This window comes from Haloferax litoreum (assembly GCF_009674605.1).
Taxonomy (GTDB): domain Archaea; phylum Halobacteriota; class Halobacteria; order Halobacteriales; family Haloferacaceae; genus Haloferax; species Haloferax litoreum.
The window spans coordinates 793,467-815,497 of the sequence record NZ_WKJO01000001.1 but is presented as its reverse complement, the minus strand read 5'-3'; the positions used below and the strand labels follow the sequence as shown (position 1 = coordinate 815,497).

Sequence of the window (22,031 nt, the reverse complement as noted above, 5' to 3'; positions counted from 1 at the left end):
CTGTCTTTCTGTGCGAATCGGCACTGTCGTTCGAACCGGACTCCATCTCGACAGCGGTTCCGCCCCATCGCTACTGGTCGGTCAGTCGCCACTTCACGGCCGCACTACTCGCTCTCGGTGCCGCTACTCCAACTTCTGAGTATCCCGTTCCGAAATTAGTGGGTAGACGCCTTAGAAACCCATCTCATTCCTCTCTTCACAAAATCGGTTTTGATAACGAGTGGGTAGTTCTAAGTGTTGTACGCGTGCTACGTACAGTGATGGAATCAGGGGTGATGCGGCCTGGCGCGGAGTCGGCGCGGTCGGTGCTGGTCCTCGACAGTGACGTCGAGACACCGTCGTTGGGGCTCTCGGACGTCCGAGAACTCCCCATCCTCGCGCTGGATTTCTCACCCCGTAGCACGGGCGACCCGGACCACTGGGAGCGTCGTCTCGGTGTTCGGCCGACGGAACTCGTCGTCGTCACGTCGGAGACGCGGGACCCAGACGCCGTCGGTGCAGACACCGTCGAACAGGTCACGGCACCGTCGGACCTCACCGGTCTCGGGATGCTCGCGACGAAACATCTCGGCCGGTGGGACGACAGTGCGGACGGGCCGACACCGCTCGTGGTCCTCGACTCGCTGACGATTCTCTTCCAGTACGCCGACTTGCAGGCGATATTCCGATTCTTGCACGCGTTGACTACCAGACTCGCCAACTCGAACGCCCACGGCGTGTTCTTTCTTGACCCCATGACGCAGAGCGGCAAGACCGTCCACACCCTCGCGTCGCTGTTCGACGCTATCGCCGAGCGGACTGACAACGGCGAGTGGGACGTTCGCGTCCGGTAGGCGTCGTCACGCGCTTCGACCGCTCAAACAGCACGGTGACGAGACCGTGTTACCCCCGCAGGCGACACCGAGACGGGCACGCCTAAGTTCGTCGCCGGCCGACCTGCGGGTATGCCTACCGCGACGACGAACGGTGTCGAACTCTACTACGACGCTGACGGTGACGGTGAGACAGTCGTCTTCGTCGGCGACGCGGGATACGGCGCGTGGCAGTGGGGGTGGCAACACGCTGCGGTCGCAGGGCCGTACGAGAGTCTCGTGATGGACCTTCGCGGAACCGGCCGTTCCGACGCACCGACAGGCCCGTACTCGGTCGAGACGCTCGTCTCCGACCTCGAAGCAGTACTCGCCGACGCGGGAGTTCGAAAGGCCCACGTCGTCGGACTCGGACTCGGCGGCATGGTCGGTCTGGAGGCCGCTCGGACCACCGCTCGCGTTCGGAGTCTCACCCTCGTCGGAACCGCCGCCTCGGGTGCCGACATCGACGCAGACTCGCTGTACGGCGCACCCCACGACCCGACGGCACTCCGCGAGTCCCTCACACCGGCGCTCTCCGACGATTTCCGCGCCGAGCAACCCGAGGTCGTAGACCAACTCGTCGAGTGGCGTGGGATGGAAGACGCCACCCCCGACGCGTGGGCGGCACAAATCGCCGCTATCGCCGACTTCGACGCTGGACCGCTCTACGAGGTGACGGTCCCGACGCTCGTCCTCCACGGGCGCGACGACCCGGTCTGGCCGGTCGAGGGCGGCCGCCAGTTGGCCGATGGACTTCCGAAGGGGACGTTCGAATCCTTCGACGGGGCCAGACACCTCGTCACCGTCGAGCGGTCACGACTCGTCAACGACGCGGTGGTTGGATTCCTCGAATCGCTGGACGACTGAGCGCGTCACAACACAGTGTGTGTCCCGATAGCACACTCCGGTCTGAAGTGGGCCGACAACCACGTCGATGACGGTGCGAGCGTCTCCTATAATTCGAGTGTGTCGAACGCCCGACTCGGCGGCGGCGAACTCGCATTCAGTTCCCACTCGAATCCCAGTGGGTCTTCGAACGTCCGATGGTGAGCGGCGTTTCGCTCGACGGTACACCCCGCCGCTTCTGCCCGCTCTGTCACCGACTCGAACGTCGACTCGTCGACGGCTAACGCGATGTGGTCGACCCGTCGTTTCCCGTCCGTCTCGTCTCTCTGTGCAACCGCGAGAAAGAACTCGTCTCGCCCCAGAAACGACATCGTGGGTGTGACTCCCTTCGAGCGCGCATCGTCCCACGTGAACATCTCCGGAACGGTTCCGACGTCACCGTCCAACAACCCCTCCCGAAATCGCACTTCCATGTCGAACAGTTCCCGGTAGCACGCCTCGCCGTCCGGGACGTCTGGGACTCGGAGTACGACGTGGTGGACACCGTTGATTGCCATACAGACAGTCTCAGGTGGCCGGTCGATAAGTTTTCAGCCCGCTCTCGCCCGTCACACTCGCCGGCAGATGCCGTCTCGGACGCAACTCCTTTCCGGTCGCACCGACTGTCTCACTCCAATGAGCAGACCGCGATTTGCCTTCTTGGACGCGTCTCACGGCGACGAGAACACGCGCCGGAACTTCCGACGCGAACTGGACGCCGACCTCGTGGAGTTCGACGTAACCGAGGGACACCTCCCCGACCACTTCGACTACGACGGCGTCGTCGTCACCGGGTCGTCCTCGTCGGTCTACTGGGACGACGAGTGGATACAGAACCTTCTCACGTACGTCGCCGAGGCTGACGCCCGAGATATCCCGCTTCTCGGAATCTGTTTCGGACATCAGGTCGTCGCCGACGCGCTCGGTGGAACGGTCGAAGACATGGGTGACTTCGAACTGGGGTACAGCGAAATCCAGCGAACGACCGGCGACGACGCCGACGACCTGTTGGCCGGCATCGACGAGCGATTCACCGTCTTCACGTCCCACGGCGACGCCGTCGTCGACCTCCCGGCGGGCGCGGAACTCCTCGCGGAGAACGAGTTCGGCGTCCACGCCTTCCGCCGCACCCACGCGTTCGGCGTGCAGTTCCACCCCGAGTACGACACGACGACGGCCGAGGAAATCGCACGCTCGAAAGACTTCCTCCCGGACGAGCAGATTCAGGGCGTCCTCGACGGCATCACTCCCGAAAACTACGACGCCGCCTGCGAGGCAAAGCGCCTGTTCGACAACTTCGTCGCCTACGCGAACACGGTTCGGGCCGACTCTGTCGGGTCTGCGGCCTGAGTCGGCCATGTCTCTGTTCTTCTGACTGCCATCCGAGGTGGGTATGGCCGAACTATCGGGGTGGTTTGACGGCCTCTATCGTCGCCGAGACGACGTACTCACTCACGTCGCGTTCGTCGTCCCACTCGCTGATGAACTGTTTACTCTCTTCTTTCGACTCGATTCGAACCTGTTCGAACCCCGCGTTCGAGAGCATCCGCTCTAACTCGGGTATCGGTGACGCACCGGCTATACAGGACGCCACGGATTCGGCGTCGTCGTGGACTTCCTCCGGCAATTCGGCTGTCAAGACGACGTCCGAAATGGCGAGTCGTCCACCGGGACGAAGCGCGCGATAGGATTCGTGGAACACCTGCTGTTTGGCCGGAGAGAGGTTGACCACGCAGTTCGAGATGATGGTATCGACCGTCTCGTCGGCGACTGGGAGGTGTTCGATTTCACCGAGGCGGAACTCCACGTTCGTCGCTTCGTTCTTCTCGACGTTTTCACGGGCCTTCTCCACCATCTCGGGCGTCATATCGACGCCGATGACGTGGCCGTCGTCTCCGACCTCCTGCGCGGCGAGGAAGCAGTCGAAGCCCGCACCTGACCCGAGGTCGAGGACCGTTTCGCCGGGTCGTAGTGACGCAATCGCGGTCGGGTTTCCACAGCCGAGTCCCAGATTCGCCCCGTCTGCCACAGCGCTGGTCTCGTCTTCTGAGTAGCCCAGTTGGCGGTTCAGGTCATCTTCTGACGTACCATCTCCGTCACAGCACCCCGACGCGTCTGTCTCGTCAGCGCACCCCGACGATTCACTCGCGATACGGGCGTATCGTCGGCGAACTGCCCGTCGCTGTTCGTCGGGAGCCAGTCCACCGGTCGCCGAGTCGGAAGACGTGGGTTCACTCATCGGACGCCTCCCGTGTTTCGTCGAGCGTGTTCAGCAGGGCCGTCGCTCGCGGGGTCGGTGCGTAGTATCGCCACCTGCCCTCTTTTCGTCGTGAGACGAGTCCGGCGCTGTACAGGCGTGAGAGCGCCTGACTGACGGCACTTTGGCTGACTCCGAGTGCGGGTTCGAGTTCACAGACACACACGCCGTCCGCTGCTTCGGCAATCAGTCTGAGCGTTTCGTATCGTGTGTCGTTGCCGAGTGCTGCGAGGACCTGAACGTCAGACGCGAGTTCAGACTCGGTCAACGTGTGCGTGGCGGCACAACACGTTCCGTCAGAGGGGGTACTCTCGTCTTCAGCGGCGGGCGCTGGTTGGCGACTCATATTAGACATTGCTAATATTAGGGGATGCTAATATAATGGTTTCGCCGGGGGCGATTGCCCTCGACAGTGTCACCACGTCCCACGGGAACGAATCGCTTTTCACGACCCCAGTCGGACCGTCTATCATGCTCGATTATCTTGAATTAGAAGACGACCTGACCGGGGAAGAGAAACTCGTCCGCGACGAGGCTCGCAGGTTCGTCGAAGAGCAGGTGAAGCCGGATATCGGCGACCACTTCGAACAGGGGACGTTCCCGACGGACCTCATCCCCGAGATGGGTGAACTCGGTTTCTACGCACCCAATCTCGACGGCTACGGGCTTCCGGGTCTCGGCGAGCGAGCGTACGGACTCTTGATGCAGGAACTCGAAGCGGGCGACTCGGGGCTTCGCTCGATGGCGAGCGTGCAGGGGTCGCTCGTCATCTACCCTATTCACGCGTTCGGCTCCGAAGCGCAGAAAGAGCGATGGCTTCCGGCGCTCGGTAACGGCGAGGCTGTCGGCTGTTTCGGACTGACCGAACCGCAACACGGGTCGAACCCCGCGGGCATGGAGACTCGCGCCGAGAAAGACGCTGATGGTTACGTCCTCAACGGGTCGAAGACGTGGATTACGAACTCTCCTATCGCCGACGTGGCCGTGGTCTGGGCGCGCGACACCTCCGCCGACGGGTCGCCGGTCCGCGGGTTCCTCGTCGGGACGGACCGCGACGGCGTGACGACGAACAAAATCGACGACAAACTCTCCATGCGGGCGTCGGTCACGGGCGAAATCGGCCTCGACGACGTGTGGGTCTCCGAGGACGACGTGCTTCCGGGTGTCGAGGGGATGAAAGGACCGCTGTCGTGTCTCACGCAGGCCCGATTCGGCATCTCGTGGGGTGTCGTCGGTGCCGCCCGCGACGCGTTCGAGGACGCACTCCAGTACGCGAAAGACCGCGAGCAGTTTGGCGGGCCAATCGCACGGTTCCAACTCCAGCAGGGCAAGTTCGCCGAGATGGCGACCCAGATTACGAACGCCCAACTGCAAGCACACCGCCTCGCCGAACTCAAAGAGCGCGGTGACTTGCGCCATCAGCACGTGTCGATGGCGAAGCGTCACAACGTCCGTGTCGCGCGCGACGTGACGCGGACCGCGCGCGAGGTGCTCGGCGGGAACGGTATCACGACCGACTACTCGCCGATGCGCCACATGGAGAACATCGAGACTGTCTACACCTACGAGGGGACCGACGACATCCACACGCTCGTCATCGGGGCCGACTTGACGGGAATCGAAGCGTTCGAGTAACGCCCGAGAGTGAACGACTCCGGTGCTTTCGGAGTCGTGCATGGGCTGTGACAACAGTACACATACATTTATATTTGCGCACCCATAGGATAGGATAGAGGCCCCACAATGACCACATCGGCCCAGGACCGTCCAGCGGCGCTCGACCTCTCTCGTGAAGAGTCGTGGGTCGTTCACGCCGCCCTGCTCGAAGCAATCGAGCGGGCAGTCGACGCAGACGAAGACCCGAATCCGGCCCCCGACCTGCTCACGCGGGTCGAAGCAGGTGACGAAGACTTCGACAGCGCCGAACTCGACTATCTCGTAGATTCCCTTCGCGCGTATCGGGGAATCGCCCCGACACGAGACCAGCACTACATCTCGCACGTCCTCGACCACATCGAGGCCGCACGGGTGTAGGCAGACCCACGGATGGGTGTTGCTTTCCGTCCGATTCCGAGCAGTGAGCCACGACACCGTCTTCTGTCACCGACCAACGCCACACGACAGTCCCGACTCCGTCCGCCGATTTTCCGTTCTCGATGCGGACGTTTTAGTACGCCACACGGCGAACGCCTCTGCAAATGGCTATCGACCCGAACTTCGACACGAACCGTGAGAAGGTTGGCACCGAAAACGGAGTCGCCGTCTGGGGACCCGTCGAACCCCCAGAGAAACTCGGTATCCACGGCACCCACGTCGCCGTCGATTACGATATCTGCCTCGCGGACGGCGCGTGTCTCGAAAATTGCCCCGTCGACGTGTTCACGTGGGTCGACACGCCGGACCACCCTGTGAGCGAGGTGAAGGTCGAACCGACGAACGAAGACCAGTGTATCGACTGCATGCTCTGTGTCGACATCTGCCCGGTCGACGCCATCGACGTGGACGCCTCTCGGCAGGCCTGATACCGTCGCCAACCTCTCCCGGCGAGGCGAACGCCGACTGTTGTTTCTGACGCGAAGTCTGATTTTATCCCGCCCGCGTGCGTGACTACTGGTATGGGTCTCATTCACACCGCACTCGTCGTCTCGGACCTCGAATCGACACTCGACTTCTACGCCGAACTCGGACTCGAACAGACCAACGAGTTCGAACTCGGCGGTGTGCAGAACGTCTACGTCGGCAGCGACGACACCGACATGGAACTCCAGTTTAAGTACGACCCCACGTCGACTGAACGAGTCGAACCCACTGGAATCGACCACGTCGCCATCGAAGTCGACGACGTCGAACGCGTCTTCGAGGAACTCCTCGACGCAGAACACCCAGACGTCGTGAAACCGCCGCAGTACATCGACCCGGCGAACGCCACCGCCGCGTTCGTGAAAGACCCCGACGGATACGTCGTCGAACTGGTCGAATTCGACGACTGAGAACGCCGCCCCGACACGCTCGAGTCGGACTCTCGCGGTCTCACACAGGCAATCCCTCGAACTACTTTGGTGGTTCGCTCCCGGCGGTTCCCCCGCCGGCGAACAGCTATTTGTTGCCAGAGCGTCAATACTGGGGTGCCATGTCTGAGGACGTAACTGCGCTGTTGAAGCGCGCCTATCAAGACGAACTCGAGACGGTGATGAACTACATGACGAACTCCATCGTCCTCGATGGCGTTCGGGCCGAAGAAATCAAGGAGTCACTCAAGACCGACATCCAAGAAGAACTCACGCACGCCGAGCAAATCGGTAACCGCCTGAAACAACTCGACGAGAAACCGCCGGGCTCTGGGACCTTCGAAGCGCGCCAGCACGACCTGCAACCGCCGGAAGATAGCACGGACGTGTTGTCGGTCATCAACGGCGTCCTCACGGCCGAAGAGGACGCAATCGAGACCTACCGCTCGCTCATCGGCGCCGCCCGAGAGGCGAACGACCCCGTCACCGAGGACCTCGCGGTGACCATCCTCGGCGACGAAGAGGCCCACCGCACCGAGTTCCGCGGCTTCAAAAAAGAGTACGAGCGCGAATAACCCCCTGCTGAGACCGACGCCTCGCCGTGCCTCGGTTCGGAAACGTGCCACGCGGTTTCGCTTTTTGATGGCGACTCCCTTTCTGCGTAGCGCCGCGACTGTCCGACGACTGCGACGGTCGGTTCCGAGCGCCTGTTTATGCGTGTCGTCAACGTATCAATCGGTATGAATACTCGTCAGCGTTTCGGACTCGCCGCCGGATTCGTCGCCCTCGCAGGCATCCTGAGCCTCCTCGCCGCCCCCGAACTGCCCGCCCTGCTCGTCTCGAACTGGGGCGCGTCTGGCGAACCGAACGGAACGCTGCCCAAAGGTATCGCACTCTGGCTCTTCCCCGCGTTGACCGCCGCCCTCCTCGTCGTGTTCGCTGTGATTCCCCGAATCGACCCGCTCAGAGAAAACATCGCCGCGTTCCGTCCCTACTACGACTGGTTCGTCGTCGTCTTCGCGGGATACATGCTCGTCTTGCACGCCGGGATTATCGCGTTCAATCTCGGCTACGAGTTCGACTTCACGGCCCTCGTGCTCGTCGCCGCCGCCGGCCTGTTCTACTACGTCGGCGTCCTGGTCGCACACGCCGAACGAAACTGGTTCGTCGGTATCCGAACCCCGTGGACCCTCAGCAGCGAAGCCGTCTGGCGGCGGACCCACACACTCGGCGGCCGACTGTTCAAACTCACCGCCGTTCTCACCGTCGTCGGACTCTTCTTCGGCGAGTACGCCATCTTCTTCCTCGTCGTCCCCGCCCTGTTCGCGGCCGTTGTCACCGTGGCGTACTCGTACTACCTGTACGAACGCATCGAGGACGGGAACACTGACGTCGGCGTCTGAAACCGTCGAATACGTGCCACTCGCCGCCGAGAAAATCAGCCTGCACGTCTAGAGAAAGCGACCCGGTTCGTTCGCCCACTCAGTCGGCCGACGCGGGCGTCGTCTCCGACCCGACCGCACCGGCTTTCGTGTCGAGTGCTTCGACGATGAGTTCCGAGATATCGACGATGTCGATGTCCTCTTCGTAGTCACCGGTCTTCCGACCGTCTTCGTACATGGTCGCGCACATCGGACAGGCGACGACGAAGCGTTCGACGGAAGTGCCGGCCTCGGTGTCTTCGAGCGCCTCGCGGAGGCGTTCTTCGGACGGCTTCGACTCTTCTTCTTGGTCTAACCAGAGGCCGCCGCCGCCGCCACCGCAACAGAAGGACTCGTCGCGGTTGCGGGGCATCTCGGCCAGATTGACGCCCGTCGAACGGATGACCTCACGGGGTGCCTCGTACTCGCCGTTGTATCGGCCGAGGTGACACGGGTCGTGGTAGGTGACGGTCTGGGCGGAGAGTTCGGACCCCGAGAGGCCGAGACGACCCTCGTCGACGAGCGTCTCTACCAACTGGGTGTAGTGGAACACCGGGTAGTCGAACGACTCGTCCATCTCCGGATACTCGTTCAGGAACGTGTTGTACGAGTGCGGGTCCGTACAGACGATTTTCTCGAAGTCGCAGTCGTCCATCGCGGCCACGTTGTCTTCGACGAGCATCTCGTAGAGACCCTCTTCGCCGACGCGGCGCACGTCGTTGCCGTCGTGCTGTTCGTCTTCGTAGAGGATGCCGTAGGAGACGCCCGCTTCTTCGAAGATGCGGGCCATCGCACGGGCGACACGGCGGTTACGCTCGTCGTATGATGGGTAGTCGCCGACGTACCAGAGGAACTCGACGGACTCCTCGCGGGCGTCGGGAATCTCGAAGTCCAGTTCGTCGGTCCAATCGGCGCGCTTTCGCTGTGGGTCGCCGAAGGCGTTGCCGTTCGAGAAGATGTTCATCATGGCCTCCTGGACGGGTTCTTGCTGCTGGCCCGTCTCGGTGAGGCGGCGGTTCATCTCGGTGAAGTGCGTCAGGTGTTCGATATCGACCGGACAGGCGTCCATGCAGGCCATGCAGGCCATACAGGACTCCATCGACTCGCTGGCGATGACGGAGGTGCCGCCGTCGGCGACGATGTCGATGGTTTCGCCGCCGTCGGCAATCGAGTCGCGGTAGGTCTTCAGGTCTAAGATGACGTCACGCGGGTCGAGGTTGCGACCGGATGCTTTCGCCGGGCAGGCGTCGGAACAGCGGCCACACTTCGTACACGCGTCGAAGTCGAGCATCGCCTTCCACGAGAAGTCGTCTTCGGAGACGTAGCCAATCTCCTCGGGGGACGCATCGGCGGGCACCTTCGGGAGGCGCTTGCCCGCCTTCTCGTCTGCGGTGACGATGTTGGCGAACGAGGTAATCATGTGGAGCGGCTTCGCGTACGGGACGGCGGCGACGAACGCCAGTGCGAGGATGGCGTGGGACCACCAGCCGAACCAGTAGAGCGACTCGGCGAGACCCTGCGTCATGCCCGCGGTGTCGAAGACGAGGGCGACGAAGTATCCGACGAAACTCACCGTCTCGAACTCGGGGAACTCGGTGCCGACGATGCGGATGCCTTCGAGGACGTAGCCGCCGACGCCGAGCAAGAAGAGGGTCCAGACGAACGCGTCGTCTTCGAAGCTCGTGTGTTTACCCCACAGACGCGGGTGTCGGACGCCGTAACGCCGCCAGATTGCCATCCCGACGCCGACGACGAACAGCAGTCCCATGAGGTCCATGACGAAGGAGTACGAGAGGTAGAAGTCGCCGACGAAGAAGGAACTCCCTGTCACCCGTCGCCAGATGTCGATGTCGATAGCGAGGATGGTCGTCCCGATGACGAGCGTCAGGAAGCCCCACATGATGAACGAGTGCATCACGCCGGCGTACAGGTCGCGTTTGAACTGGTTCTCGTTGGAGAACACTACCTTCGTCGCGCGGACGATTCGGCCCGGAAGGTCCGAGAGTCGGTCGAACGGGTCGGACTCGCCGCGCGCGTAGCGCAGGAACCGGTCGTACACCCCGTAGAGAAACACGAGGGAGGCGATAGCGGCGAGGCCGTAGAAGAGGGCCTCACCCACCGGGCTGATAGTCCAGAAGGTCTCCCGGGTGACCTCCGCTTGCGCCGCAAATACCATAATCAATCACCGGAGAACACGATGTTAAATCTTACCACTGTCTTCTAGTTTGTGACCTGTCGAGTTTCCCAGAGAGGACCCCCGCGACACCCGGATTCCTCCGTTTCGTGTCTCTAGTTTACAACACCCAAACGAGTCACAAAAACACACTGACGAGCAACGACACGGCGAGGCCGAGAACCGGTGCATCACGTCGGGAGAACCGAAGTTCGGGAAGGGTTGGATTCCACGCGAAACAGCGGGACCGAAGCGCGAGGGCGAGGGAATCGGCCCGAGCAAACGTGCGTCGAAGTCCACCGGCGGCGACGAGTGAGAGGCGTTCGTCGAGTCGTCGCGTCTGGCCGAGACGGGCGGCCTGTGCTTCTCGAACGCGGAGCAGGTCATGCCGAATCAGTGGGAGGAACCGGAAGACGAGTGCGACGCCGACACCGAGTGCGACGCCGAAGCGGCCGGGAACGAGTCGCTGAACCGCCGCCCGCGACTCGCGGATAGGCGTCGTTTTGACGTACGCCGCCGCGACGAGGAAGACGAGCAAGACGCGGATGCTAGCGAGTGCGGGGTCGATAGCGGCCGCAGGGTCGAACCACGGTGCACCGAGTCGGGCCGTCTCGACGACAGGCCCGACGACGAGGAAGGGAACCGCGTAGCGGATGGCATAGAGGGCCGAAAATGGGGACGTGTCCGCGGCACGGAGACTGACGGCGGCGACGACGCCGAGAACGGTCAGACCGACCGGGGTCGTGTGTGCGAGGCCGGCCGCCGCGAACGAAATCTGTACTGCGAGTTTCGTCCGCGGGTCGAGACGATGAGCGAACGAGTCTCCGGGTTCGTAGGTCAGCACGATGGTGGCGGTCGGATGCCGAGGTCGGCGAGGCGGTCACTGGCGTTCTCGGGCGTGGTGTCGAGGGCGACACGTCCGTCGGAGAGGACGACCACGCGGTCGGCGAGTTCGGTCACGTCTCGCAGGTCGTGGGTGACGACGACGAGACTCGTGCCTGACGTACGAAGCTCTTGCAACCGAGCGAGGACGGACTGTCTGGCGGGTTCGTCGAGACCGGTGAAGGGTTCGTCCAAGACGAGGTGGTCGGGTTCCATCGCCAGTGCGCCCGCGATTGCGAGGCGTTCGACTTCGCCGCCGGAGAGTGTATCGACGCGTTCGTCTGCACGGCCGTCGAGGTTGACGGCGGCCAGCGATTCACTGACGCGGCGGTCGATGTCGTCGCGGGAGAGACCGAGGTTCTCCGGGCCGAACGCCACGTCTGCGCCGACAGTCGCCGCGACGAGTTGGTCTTCCGGGTGCTGGAACACCATCGCCACGGCGGTTCGTGCGGCGACGAGGTTCTCGGCGACAGCACGGCCGTTGACCGACACCGACCCTGCGTCGGGTTCGAGCAGGCCGTTGAAGTGCCGCACAAGCGTCGTCTTGCCGGACCCGTTCGCTCCGGCGAGGACGACGCACTCTCCGTCGTCGATAGTCAGGTCGAGGGCATCGACTGCGACGGTATCGCCGTAGCGGTGGACGAGTCCTTCGACGCGAATCATCTGGTGTGCACCTGTGATTTTCTCTCAGTTCGCCGCGATAGCGTCCGAGCGGACGATGCCGACGGCGGCGGCAATCTTGAACGCCTCTGCGGGGATGAACGCCGCGGCGGCGGTCCAGAAGGCGGCACCGAGACCGACGTTCTGGACGAAGGCGAATCCAATCACGCCGAGGGCGTAGATGACGGCGGTGCCGGCGACCATCGCACCGACGAGGCGGACGGTGCCGACGCGGTAGTCACCGAGTTCGGTCCCGTGGACGAGAAACCCGACGAGTGCGGCGGCCAGCGGGTACGACCAGAGATACCCAGCAGTCGGGCCGACGAGTGCGCCGAACCCGGCGGACCCTCCGGCGAAGACGGGCGCGCCGAGGCCACCAGCGACGAGGTACAGTGATATCGAGACGCCGCCCCAGATGGGGCCGAGGAAGATGCCTGCGAGGAAGACGACGAGCACCTGCAACGTCACGGGAATCGGCGAGATTGGGTTGGGGAACGATACGTACGCGCCAGCGCCCATGAGGGCCGCAAAGAGGGCCGCACGGGCGATGTTTCCGACGAGTTCGTCGCCGACGAGTTCGACCGACTCGTGTTCGGTTGCCATGCACGTCGCTGTCTCGTAAACTCCATTGAAGGTACCGGTTTACGAGCTGGTCTGAGGGTGACCGCATCCAGTCCAGTCGGGGAGTCTCGCGGCCGGAGACGGCGTTTCCGTCAGCATCATTAAAGTCGCTGGCAGTGCCTGTATCCGATATGGACGAGAAGACCGCCGAACTCCGCGACATCTTCATCGAGACGACCGGGTCAGAGACCGTGACCGAACGGCAGTCCGAGTCGCGCGGGTCGCTCGCCGACGTGGACGACCCAGAGGAAGTTCGCGCACGCGTCAGTGACCTCGTATCGACGATGCGTGAGCGCTACGAGTTCGAGACTGACCTCTCGGACGACACACTCGTGACTCTCGTCGTCGGGTACTTCGGCGGCGACACTGACGAGGTCCTCGCGGTCGAACTCGGCGTTGCACCCGAGATGGTTCGGACGGCGCGACTTGACCTCCACCTCGTCCGTGACGCCGACCGCGACGCCCCCTTCGACATGGACCGACTCGACAAACTCCTCGTCGAGGGCGCGGACGACGACGAAATCGCCGACAAACTCGACGTTCCGGCCGACATTCTCGGCGAGTTCCGCCCTGTCGCGGCGGCGGACATTCGCTCGACGCGCGTCAACCACCGTTTCCGCGACGATTTCTCGGAACTGCTCACCGACGACGACCTCTCACAGCGGATGGCCGAAGACGCCCGAAACGACGGCCTCCGCGAAGCGACCGAAGACATCGAGACGGACGTGTCGCTGTGAGTGGGCGGGCGATTACTGACCTCACAGTGTGCTGACCCGTCCGAACGACGAAGGTTCTTAACCGGTAGGGGACATACTCCTGTGCGATGGCGCAGGCCCCGCAGAATCGAGAACTCACAGAGCGGTTCATCCAGTTCTACCGCAACTACTATCGAGAGGCAATCGGGAAACTGGCGCAGCAGTACCCGAAAGAGAAGCGGTCGCTGTACATCGACTACGACGACCTGTACACGTTCGACGCCGAACTCGCCGACGACTACATCACGAAACCCGGTCAGTATCAGGAGTACGCCGAAGAGGCCCTTCGCCTGTTCGACCTGCCAGCGGACGTCAAACTCGGCCAAGCACACGTCCGGATGCGGAACCTCCCGGATTCGGTCGACATCCGCAACATCCGGGTCAACGACGACCACATCGGGACGCTCATCTCCGTGCAGGGAATCGTCCGGAAGGCGACGGACGTCCGCCCGAAGATTACGGAGGCGGCGTTCGAGTGCCAGCGCTGTGGGACGATGAGTTACATCCCGCAGGGCGACGGTGGGTTCCAGGAACCCCACGAGTGTCAAGGGTGTGAGCGTCAGGGGCCGTTCCACATCGACTTCGACCAGTCGAACTTCGTCGACTCACAGAAACTGCGCGTCCAAGAGTCCCCCGAAGGCCTGCGGGGGGGCGAGACGCCGCAGAGTATCGACATCAACCTCTCGGACGACGTGACGGGGAAAGTCACCGCCGGTGACCACGTCACCGCCGTCGGTATCCTCCACATCGAACAGCAGTCCTCGGGCAACGAGAAGACGCCCATCTTCGACTACTACATGGAGGGCATCTCGCTCACCATCGAGGACGAGGAGTTCGAGGACATGGACATCACCGACGAGGACGTGGCCGAAATCATCGAACTCTCGAACTCGCCGAACATCTACGAGCGGATGGTCGACTCCGTGGCCCCGGCCATCTACGGGTACGACCAGGAGAAACTCGCGATGATTCTCCAACTGTTCTCGGGCGTCACCAAACACCTCCCTGATGGCTCTCGGATTCGCGGCGACCTGCACATGCTCCTCATCGGTGACCCCGGTACAGGGAAATCGCAGATGCTGTCGTACATTCGAAATATCGCACCCCGGTCTGTCTACACGTCCGGGAAGGGTTCCTCCTCGGCCGGTCTGACTGCTGCCGCCGTCCGCGACGACTTCGGCGACGGCCAACAGTGGACGCTCGAAGCAGGTGCGCTCGTCCTCGCGGACAAGGGTATCGCGGCAGTGGACGAACTCGACAAGATGCGCCCGGAAGACCGCTCTGCGATGCACGAGGGCCTCGAACAACAGCAGATTTCGGTCTCCAAGGCCGGCATCAACGCGACGCTCAAGTCGCGGTGTTCGCTCCTCGGCGCGGCGAACCCGAAGTACGGCCGATTCGACCAGTACGAACCCATCGGCGAACAAATCGACCTCGAACCCGCGCTCATCTCCCGCTTCGACCTCATCTTCACCGTCACGGACAACCCGGACCCCGAATCCGACTCCGCACTCGCCGACCACATCCTCAAGACGAACTATGCGGGTGAACTGAACACCCAGCGAACGAACGTTGCCAACTCCGAGTTCACCGAAGACCAGGTGAACGCGGTGACGGACGAAGTCGCCCCCGACATCGACGCGGAACTTCTCCGGAAGTACATCGCCTACTCCAAGCGGACCTGCTACCCGACGATGACCGAAGAGGCGAAGAACGTCATCCGCGACTTCTACGTCGACTTCCGCGCCCGCGGTGCCGACGAAGACGCTCCCGTCCCCGTGACGGCACGCAAATTGGAAGCGCTCGTCCGTCTCTCGGAGGCGTCTGCGCGAGTCCGCCTCTCAGACAAGGTGACCCGCGAAGACGCCGAACGCGTCACCAACATCGTCGAATCTTGTCTGCGCGACATCGGCATGGACCCCGAGACGGGCGAGTTCGACGCCGACATCGTCGAGACGGGTCGGTCGAAGACGCAGCGTGACCGCATCAAGAACCTGCTCGAACTCATTCGGACGATGCAGGAAGAGTACGAAGAGGGCGCTCCACACGAGGAAGTCCTCGAACGTGCGAACAGCGAGTTGAACATGGACGAGAAGACGGTCATCGACCAACTCGAGAAACTCAAGATGAAAGGCGACATCTACGAACCGCGCGGCGACGTGTACCGGGCGACGTAGACGCCACCAGTCCGCCGACTCTCAGGAGAGCAGCGCTTCGAAAACCTTCCGCTCGGCGGCCCGAAGGTGCTGGTGGAACGTCGGCGGACTGATGCCGAGCGATGCGGCGACTTCCTCTCCGGAGATGGTCCGTGGCCACTCGAAGAATCCGGCGTGGTAACTGGCTTCGATGGTGGTTCGTTGGCGGTCGGTCAACTCCTCTGTGAGGACGCCTTTCAGTCGTGGACTCGACCGCTTTACCTGTTTTCGGCTCACCATCTCGGTTTCTGGATACTCGGATTCGACCAGTTCGATAATCTTGCGAACGTCCGCTCCGGGTGGGAGGTGGAACCCGAGGTGAACCGTCCAGTCGACGATTCTCGCTTCGATTATGTCTCCTCCCTGTGCCGCGACGGCGGAGGTGACTGGTGGTTCCGAGAGATGGATTTCGAACGAGTTGACCCCCTCTTCGGCGTTCCGAACGGTCATTCGTTCCCAGTTCGGTGTCGCCTCGAAAATCGCGTCGAGTGCAGCGACGGCATCGTCGGTGACGGTACCGTAGGCGGTGTACGTGCCGTCGCCGATTTCGACTGTCTCTTCGATGGATATCGACCCCTCCATGTCCACCGAGATACCGAGACTCTCGGAGAGTTTTCGCGTTCGGAACTGGAGTTCGATGACTTCGTCACTCATGAGTGCGCGCTTGCGCTCGATACTGGCGAGGGCGTGGCCGATGATTGTGCCGAGGTGGTCGATAGCCGCCTGTTCGTCACCTTCGAACGCGTCCGGACGGTCTGTCGAAATCAGCAACACGCCGAACACCGTCTCGTCGTGTACGATGGGAATGGCGACGGACGACTGGACGTCCATCTTCGTGAGCAACGCTTCGAATGGCCGTTCTGTATCGTCGTGCGCCGCCGTCTGTTCACCCTCACGGGGTTCGTCGTCTTCTCGTCTGTACTGCACCGTTTGCGACTGAAGTGCTTCGCTGACGAGCGGACCGTATCCGGATTTTCCGCTCGCCTTCGCTTCGAGTGGGAGTTCGACGCCCTCGAGGGACTCACACCCTGACGTTGCCTTGATTCGAACGGTGTCGAGCGACCGGTCGAGTTCCCCAATCCACGCGAATTGGTACGTTTCCGCGTCGGCGAGTCGGTCACAGACCACCGATTCGACCTCTTCGCGCGTCGATTGGGCGATGACCGTGTCGGTGACGTCCCTGATGACGCTGTTCAGGTCGTTGAGGGCAGCCAGTTGCTCGCGTTGTCGTTCGAGTTCGCGCTCGTACCGCCGTCGTTCGGTCGTTTCGCGGACGACGCCGACAGCCCCGCGTGACGAGTCGTCTGCACCGGTCCCACGTTCGTCCCCGTCGAGAGAGGGTAAGTGCGTGAACTTGCTCTCTGCATAGAAATGGCTCCCGTCGGCGCGTTCGATTTTCGCTTCCAGCGTCGCGTAGCGTTCGTCGTCTTCCATCAACCGCCTGCGGGCGACGGCCTCCTGTGCGATATCGTCACCGACGACGAGCGAGGCGTGTTCACCAATCAACTCCGACCGGTCGTAGCCCATCATCTCCTGATAGGACTGATTGACCATCGTGAAGCGCGAGCCTTCGTCGAGGACGTACACCCCGTCGTCGATGGTCTCGACGATTGTCTCGTACTGTTCGAGTGTGCGTTCGTGTTCGTGTCGGTTGATGGCGCTCGCGAGGATGTGGGCCACCGACTGGACGAAATTGATGTCGTAGTCGCTGAACGACCTGTGTTCAGTATCGTGCGTTCCGAGGATTCCCCACGGGTCGTCGAGCGACCCGATAACCGTACTAATCCCACTGACGACCCCGTGGTCGGTGAGCAACTCGGGGCCACCGAATCGCTGTTCTTCGTCGAGATTTTCGACGACAATCGGTTCTTCTGTGAGAAGCGTGTGTGCGGCTTGCGAATCGCGGTCGATTGCTGGCACGGTTGTCGTGCCGACGATTCCATCGTCCCATCCGACGCCCTGCCGAACGAGGAGTTCGTCGCGGTCAGGACGCAGTTCGAGCACCTTGGTGTACTCGTTTCCGAGGGTTTCGGAAACGAGCGACGACGCACGAGACATCAGGAGGTCGATGTCGTCGCTCTCGAGTGCGAGCCACCCGAGTTCGGTAATCACCTCCTGTTGTCGAACCCTCACTTCGAGTTCGCGTTCGCGCTCTTTTCGCGCTGTGATATCTCGAACGACGCCGACGGTTCCACGGAACTCGTCACCTTCGGACGGAAGGAGAGCGTACCGACTCTCGACGGTGAGCGACTCGCCGGTCGCCGTCTCGATGTCCAGTTCGACCGTCCCGTGTGTCTCCTCGCCCGCGATGAGTTTCTGCCGCCGCTGCTCACCGACTTCGGTCGCCTGTTCGCCGACGACTTCCGAGATGTGAGTGCCGACGAGCTCCTGCTGGCTGTACCCGACCATGTCGGCGTACGCCTCGTTGACCACTTCGAACCGGTACGATTCGTCCAGTGCGTAGACGCCGTCGGTGACCGTTTCGACGATTGTTTCGTACCGTTCGAGTTCTCGTTCACGCTCCCGTCGTTCGGTGACGTCTCGAAGATAGACCGACAACCCGTTCTCAGAGGGATAAATGGTCGCTGCAATCCACCGCCCCTGAGCGTCGAAGTAGTTCTCACACGTCGCTAGTTCCTGGGTCGTGAGCACGTGCTCGAAGCACTCTCGCACATCGGCCGTACTCAGCGGCTCGAGCGTTTCCCAGATAGTCTCTCCGAGCAACTCGGACGCATCTCTCTGGAGAAATGTCTCTGCACGCTCGTTGACGTAGACGAAGCGGAACTCGTCGTCAACCGCGAGGAACCCGTCGTCGATACGCTCGAATACATCATCGAGTTCCTGCTCTAGTTCGTCTCGCTGTTTTGCGAGTTGTCGCTGGTACCTGTACTGTCTCGTCATATCCTGCGTGACCTTCACGTACCCTCGCAGGTCGCCGTCTTCGGTGACCGGGGTCAGTGTGACTTTGGCTCTGAACCTCGACCCGTCTTTTCGGATTCGCCAGCCCTCTTCTTTGAGCGTCCCTTCTCGGGCGGCGTCTGCTAAGTTGCGCTCAGGCAGGCCGTCGCTCCGCTCGGCAGGTGAGTAGAACACAGAGAAGTGCGTCCCGACGATTTCGTCGGCTTCGTAGCCCTTGATGCGCTCGGCCCCACGGTTCCAGGTCACGACTCGCCCGTCGGCGTCGAGGACGAAAATCGCGTACTCCGACACTTCCTCGACGAGCGATTTGAACTGCGCCGCTTGCGTGATGGTCGTGACTCCCTCCGTGTCACTCGCCATCTCCAGGGCGTCTGTGGACCGCGCCCGCGACACGGGCCACCAGACACGGCCGCGCGCACCGACTTTCTTGGTTTCGAGCACACCCCGGTCGACGAGTTTCTGAAGCCGATTGTAAGCCGTGCGACGCGCACAGTCCACGTTCTCTGTGATCTCTTGTGTCGTCAGCGGCTCGCCAGTCTCTCTCGTTTCCTCGAATACCGCACGTATCTCTCCCTCCCAGTCGGTACGTTGCCTCCCCATCGTGGGTGTGATTACCTACCATATGGGTATAGCGCTTCCGTTGACGGAACTCATCTCGTCGTGATACGTCTGTTATCGAGTACTGTCACACGCTCGTATTCGCACGACGTCGGACTGATTCGGCGATTCGTCCCTCCGAAGTTGGGTGGTGTACCCCGGTGTTCACTCGAACACGTGGGATTCCTCTCTGCAGTCTCGTTCGAGAGTCGAAACGTCGGCCGGAAGGGGACCTGACGACTGTCTGGTTCGACCGAACGACCCGTACCTAATATATTCGGAAGTCGGGCTTTGGTCGCTCCCACACAACGAGTGAGTACCCATGAGTTCTGGCCCTCGTCCGTCCGACTACCACCCCCTGTCGCTCGACGTGTGTTCGTGTTCCCCGACGACGATTCGAGCACTCGAATCTCCAGTCCGCCGGCGGGTACTCGGAGTGGTGTTGAAGCGGAGGGCAGTCGAATTCGACGAACTCGCGTCCGAACTCACCCAGCAATCCGAGAAGTCGTATCCTGACGACGATACCCACGGTCTGCACGCAACGAGTGCTGTTCTCCGGCACACCCACATTCCGAAGCTCCAAACCGCCGGACTCGTTTCGGGACCCCGTGACAACGACGTTCTCACACCCAACTTGCACCCCGACATCTATGGTGGTCCACTGACCACGCACCTCCTTCGGTCGGTTGACCAAGACGTGTGGGCCGCAGTTGCGGCCGTCCATCGAGACAGACGGCGAGGAGAAGTGCTCTCACTGCTGGCGAACGCGGGTCCGACGCTGACACTGACGTCTCTGGCTTCGAGGCTGGTCGAATCGTCGGTTCGGGAGTCCGGCGGCACCTCGGAGCGTCGAAGTGAGACGAAAGCGGACGTGGAAATCACACTCCACCACGTCCACCTGCCCGTCCTCGCCAAGGTCGGCCTCGTCGACTACGACACCACCAGCGGTGAGGTGACGTACGCAGGGGACAGGTGGTTCGGACTCGCCGAGTTCGTCGAGACACTCCCCCCTCGCATGCGAGCAGAGCCGTGACGCCCCCATACGGGGACGAGGCGACTCTGGTAGGGTGAAGGGAGTCCTCGAGAGGGACCGGTTTGCCCCCGATAGGAGTCGAGTCGATGCGTGTGTCCCGGTTCGAACGCGCGAGTGTCAGTCATCGCTTCTTCCGAATCTCACGTTCACTTTCGACTGATATTCCTACGAACCGACAATTAATTTCAACCAGCAATACTATGTAATCAGAAAGTCATGTAATACACATGAACCGTCGAGCCTTCCTCTCGGCCTCCGGCCTCCTCTTCCTCGCCGGGTGTTCTACGCAGGACACGACTGAGACGACCACGAGTCCCCCCACGACGACGCAATCGACGACTGAGACGCCGTCGCCGATGACCGAGTCACCCACGCCACCGACCGAGACCGAGACGCCGGAGACGACGGCGGAACCGACGACAGAAGAGACGACGACCGAAGAACCCGACAGAGTCGACCGGATTCTCACGCTCGTCCAGGAGGACCTCGATGCCGCGGTCAGGGCCTTCGCCGGTGTTGCGGCACCAGATGGTGGGTTCCACGACCTGAACGCGGCGATTTCGTTCCCCTTCGACGACGTTTCCGACTCGCTCTTCGACGCCCGCGGTCACCTCGGGACCCTCGAACAGTTCGAGTTGGACCAAGCACAACAGCGACGCCGCACCCAACTCCGACAGGCCCACTGGTTCCTCTGGTGGACCGGGCGGACGCACGAACGTCTCAATCAGGTTCTTCTTCGGACGAACAACGCGGTGTCACGGTTCTACGACGCCGAGTACGGCCGAATCGACACACAAGTCGCCCAAATCGGCGATGCGCTCGACGAGGCTACAGAGTCGTTCGACAGTCTGCTGGACGAATCAGACGCGAGCAGTTTGGACGCCATCACCGAACTCACACCGGACGACTACACGCGCAAAGTCGATTCGCTCGAGGCCGAACTCACACAGTTCGACACGTTTGGAGAGATGCTACTCACGATGCGGAATGCCATCAACCGACTCCAGCGTGGGTTCGACGAGTACCTCGGAAGTAGCTACGAAGACGCGACTGAGACGTTCTTCCGCGCCGCCGTCGCGTTCGAAGACGTCTCCGAAGCCCTCTCTGACCTCGACCCCATCGTCGCCCTCGAAACCCCTCTCGCAGACTTCGTCTGTCTGTCCGATGCACTCGCACAGGGGAGCGACGTCCTCGGCGAAGCGGCGACTGCCGGTGACCTCGACATTCCCGAACGCCAAACCGACAAAGAGGACGAGGCGAGAACCGCGTTCGAGAGTTGTGACCTCGTGATGGAACGGGTTCCCATCGTTCCGGCGTTCTTCGACGAACTTCCCGAGGAGCGAACGTGAGGCGTTCGTCGCCCTCGTAGATGCACTGAACCGACGAACTTAGTGGAGCGTAACCCAACGGGTAGACGACTGAATGGACCGAATCTCTGCCATCCGAAACATCGAAGACGCCATCCGCGACTTCGAGTCGGGTGAATCTGACCTCGCCAGCACAGAACGACGCGTCGTGACCGTCCTCCGAACGTTCGCGACCGAATTCGAGACGGACACGGGCGACGCGACGCTCGACGCGTGGAAAGCCGTCGGCGACGAGCGTGCAGACGGTCTCGTCGTGCTTGCAGCGAGCGAGGACGACGCGCGGACACGCGTCGCAGACTTGCTGGCCGACAGTACGGATGCCGCGGACGACGTGACGTTCTCCGTCGAACGCGTCTGAGACCGTTCGGGCGCTGTCGAACGATTTTTCTTCCGACTCTGTGACCGAC

General features: G+C 62.2%; 22 protein-coding genes. 14 read left to right on the top strand and 8 right to left on the bottom strand.

Going from position 1 to position 22,031, the window contains the following annotated elements; all coding sequences use genetic code 11:
- Positions 1–260 precede the first annotated feature (260 nt).
- Together GJR96_RS04255 and GJR96_RS04250 are read left to right on the top strand one after the other, a co-directional pair.
- Positions 261–833 carry a DUF7504 family protein gene (locus GJR96_RS04255; protein ID WP_154326170.1) on the top strand — a complete coding sequence of 191 codons (573 nt, stop codon included), beginning with the start codon at positions 261–263 and terminating at the stop codon, positions 831–833.
- Between the two features lie 111 nt (positions 834–944).
- The gene (locus tag GJR96_RS04250; RefSeq protein ID WP_151161795.1) at positions 945–1,718 is read left to right on the top strand and encodes an alpha/beta fold hydrolase; all 774 of its coding nucleotides are present in this window, start codon (positions 945–947) and stop codon (positions 1,716–1,718) included.
- A gap of 86 nt (positions 1,719–1,804) precedes the next feature.
- Here the strand turns inward: GJR96_RS04250 and GJR96_RS04245 are convergent, their stop codons facing one another.
- Positions 1,805–2,254: a VOC family protein gene (locus GJR96_RS04245; RefSeq protein WP_151161794.1), complete on the bottom strand. Its 450-nt coding sequence runs from the start codon at positions 2,252–2,254 to the stop codon at positions 1,805–1,807.
- A 118-nt stretch (positions 2,255–2,372) separates the two neighbouring features.
- On the opposite strand from GJR96_RS04245, the gene GJR96_RS04240 reads away from it, so the two are divergent.
- Positions 2,373–3,086 (top strand): type 1 glutamine amidotransferase, encoded by a 714-nt coding sequence (locus GJR96_RS04240; protein ID WP_151161793.1) that lies wholly within the window; start codon positions 2,373–2,375, stop codon positions 3,084–3,086.
- Positions 3,087–3,138: 52 nt separating this feature from the next.
- Here the strand turns inward: GJR96_RS04240 and GJR96_RS04235 are convergent, their stop codons facing one another.
- Both GJR96_RS04235 and GJR96_RS04230 read right to left on the bottom strand, forming a co-directional pair.
- Complete coding sequence (locus GJR96_RS04235; RefSeq protein ID WP_151161792.1) at positions 3,139–3,975, bottom strand: arsenite methyltransferase; 837 nt, start codon at positions 3,973–3,975, stop codon at positions 3,139–3,141.
- The gene (locus GJR96_RS04230) at positions 3,968–4,339 is read right to left on the bottom strand and encodes an ArsR/SmtB family transcription factor (protein WP_151161791.1); all 372 of its coding nucleotides are present in this window, start codon (positions 4,337–4,339) and stop codon (positions 3,968–3,970) included. The genes GJR96_RS04235 and GJR96_RS04230 overlap by 8 nt, the downstream gene beginning before the upstream one ends.
- Positions 4,340–4,464: 125 nt before the next feature.
- Between GJR96_RS04230 and GJR96_RS04225 the strand changes: the two genes are divergently transcribed.
- From GJR96_RS04225 to GJR96_RS04200, 6 genes are all read left to right on the top strand, one after another.
- Positions 4,465–5,628, top strand: a complete 1,164-nt coding sequence (locus GJR96_RS04225; RefSeq protein WP_151161790.1) for an acyl-CoA dehydrogenase family protein — start codon at positions 4,465–4,467, stop codon at positions 5,626–5,628.
- 108 nt (positions 5,629–5,736) lie between these two features.
- Positions 5,737–6,027, top strand: a complete 291-nt coding sequence (locus tag GJR96_RS04220; RefSeq protein WP_151161789.1) for a DUF7853 family protein — start codon at positions 5,737–5,739, stop codon at positions 6,025–6,027.
- A 164-nt stretch (positions 6,028–6,191) separates the two neighbouring features.
- Positions 6,192–6,515 carry a 4Fe-4S dicluster domain-containing protein gene (locus GJR96_RS04215; RefSeq protein WP_151161788.1) on the top strand — a complete coding sequence of 108 codons (324 nt, stop codon included), beginning with the start codon at positions 6,192–6,194 and terminating at the stop codon, positions 6,513–6,515.
- 93 nt (positions 6,516–6,608) lie between these two features.
- Positions 6,609–6,983 carry a VOC family protein gene (locus tag GJR96_RS04210; protein ID WP_151161787.1) on the top strand — a complete coding sequence of 125 codons (375 nt, stop codon included), beginning with the start codon at positions 6,609–6,611 and terminating at the stop codon, positions 6,981–6,983.
- 140 nt (positions 6,984–7,123) lie between these two features.
- Positions 7,124–7,576 carry a ferritin-like domain-containing protein gene (locus GJR96_RS04205; RefSeq protein ID WP_151161786.1) on the top strand — a complete coding sequence of 151 codons (453 nt, stop codon included), beginning with the start codon at positions 7,124–7,126 and terminating at the stop codon, positions 7,574–7,576.
- A 165-nt stretch (positions 7,577–7,741) separates the two neighbouring features.
- The gene (locus GJR96_RS04200; protein ID WP_151161785.1) at positions 7,742–8,404 is read left to right on the top strand and encodes an SdpI family protein; all 663 of its coding nucleotides are present in this window, start codon (positions 7,742–7,744) and stop codon (positions 8,402–8,404) included.
- Positions 8,405–8,483: 79 nt separating this feature from the next.
- On the opposite strand, the gene GJR96_RS04195 is transcribed toward GJR96_RS04200, so the two are convergent.
- The 4 genes from GJR96_RS04195 to GJR96_RS04180 form a co-directional block, all read right to left on the bottom strand.
- Positions 8,484–10,598, bottom strand: a complete 2,115-nt coding sequence (locus GJR96_RS04195; protein ID WP_151161784.1) for a heterodisulfide reductase-related iron-sulfur binding cluster — start codon at positions 10,596–10,598, stop codon at positions 8,484–8,486.
- 136 nt (positions 10,599–10,734) lie between these two features.
- Positions 10,735–11,439 carry an energy-coupling factor transporter transmembrane component T family protein gene (locus GJR96_RS04190; protein ID WP_151161783.1) on the bottom strand — a complete coding sequence of 235 codons (705 nt, stop codon included), beginning with the start codon at positions 11,437–11,439 and terminating at the stop codon, positions 10,735–10,737.
- On the bottom strand, positions 11,433–12,140 hold the full coding sequence (locus tag GJR96_RS04185) for an energy-coupling factor ABC transporter ATP-binding protein (RefSeq protein ID WP_151161782.1): 708 nt from the start codon (positions 12,138–12,140) through the stop codon (positions 11,433–11,435). Before GJR96_RS04185 ends, GJR96_RS04190 begins: the two co-directional genes overlap by 7 nt.
- A 24-nt stretch (positions 12,141–12,164) precedes the next feature.
- Positions 12,165–12,740, bottom strand: a complete 576-nt coding sequence (locus GJR96_RS04180) for a biotin transporter BioY (RefSeq protein ID WP_151161781.1) — start codon at positions 12,738–12,740, stop codon at positions 12,165–12,167.
- 149 nt (positions 12,741–12,889) lie between these two features.
- Here GJR96_RS04180 and GJR96_RS04175 point away from each other — a divergent pair, with 149 nt between their 5' ends.
- Positions 12,890–13,495, top strand: coding sequence for a conditioned medium-induced protein 4 (locus tag GJR96_RS04175; protein WP_151161780.1), 606 nt, complete (start codon positions 12,890–12,892; stop codon positions 13,493–13,495).
- 86 nt (positions 13,496–13,581) lie between these two features.
- Positions 13,582–15,690, top strand: coding sequence for a minichromosome maintenance protein MCM (locus GJR96_RS04170; protein WP_151161779.1), 2,109 nt, complete (start codon positions 13,582–13,584; stop codon positions 15,688–15,690).
- Positions 15,691–15,711: 21 nt separating this feature from the next.
- Here the strand turns inward: GJR96_RS04170 and GJR96_RS04165 are convergent, their stop codons facing one another.
- Positions 15,712–19,227, bottom strand: coding sequence for a PAS domain S-box protein (locus tag GJR96_RS04165; RefSeq protein WP_151161778.1), 3,516 nt, complete (start codon positions 19,225–19,227; stop codon positions 15,712–15,714).
- A gap of 319 nt (positions 19,228–19,546) precedes the next feature.
- Between GJR96_RS04165 and GJR96_RS04160 the strand changes: the two genes are divergently transcribed.
- From GJR96_RS04160 to GJR96_RS04150, 3 genes are all read left to right on the top strand, one after another.
- Positions 19,547–20,257, top strand: a complete 711-nt coding sequence (locus GJR96_RS04160) for a DUF7344 domain-containing protein (RefSeq protein ID WP_151161777.1) — start codon at positions 19,547–19,549, stop codon at positions 20,255–20,257.
- A 227-nt stretch (positions 20,258–20,484) separates the two neighbouring features.
- Positions 20,485–21,606 carry a hypothetical protein gene (locus tag GJR96_RS04155; RefSeq protein WP_151161776.1) on the top strand — a complete coding sequence of 374 codons (1,122 nt, stop codon included), beginning with the start codon at positions 20,485–20,487 and terminating at the stop codon, positions 21,604–21,606.
- A 73-nt stretch (positions 21,607–21,679) separates the two neighbouring features.
- Entirely contained in the window at positions 21,680–21,982 is a 303-nt protein-coding gene (locus GJR96_RS04150) for a DUF7854 family protein (protein WP_151161775.1), read from the top strand.
- Positions 21,983–22,031 lie beyond the last annotated feature (49 nt).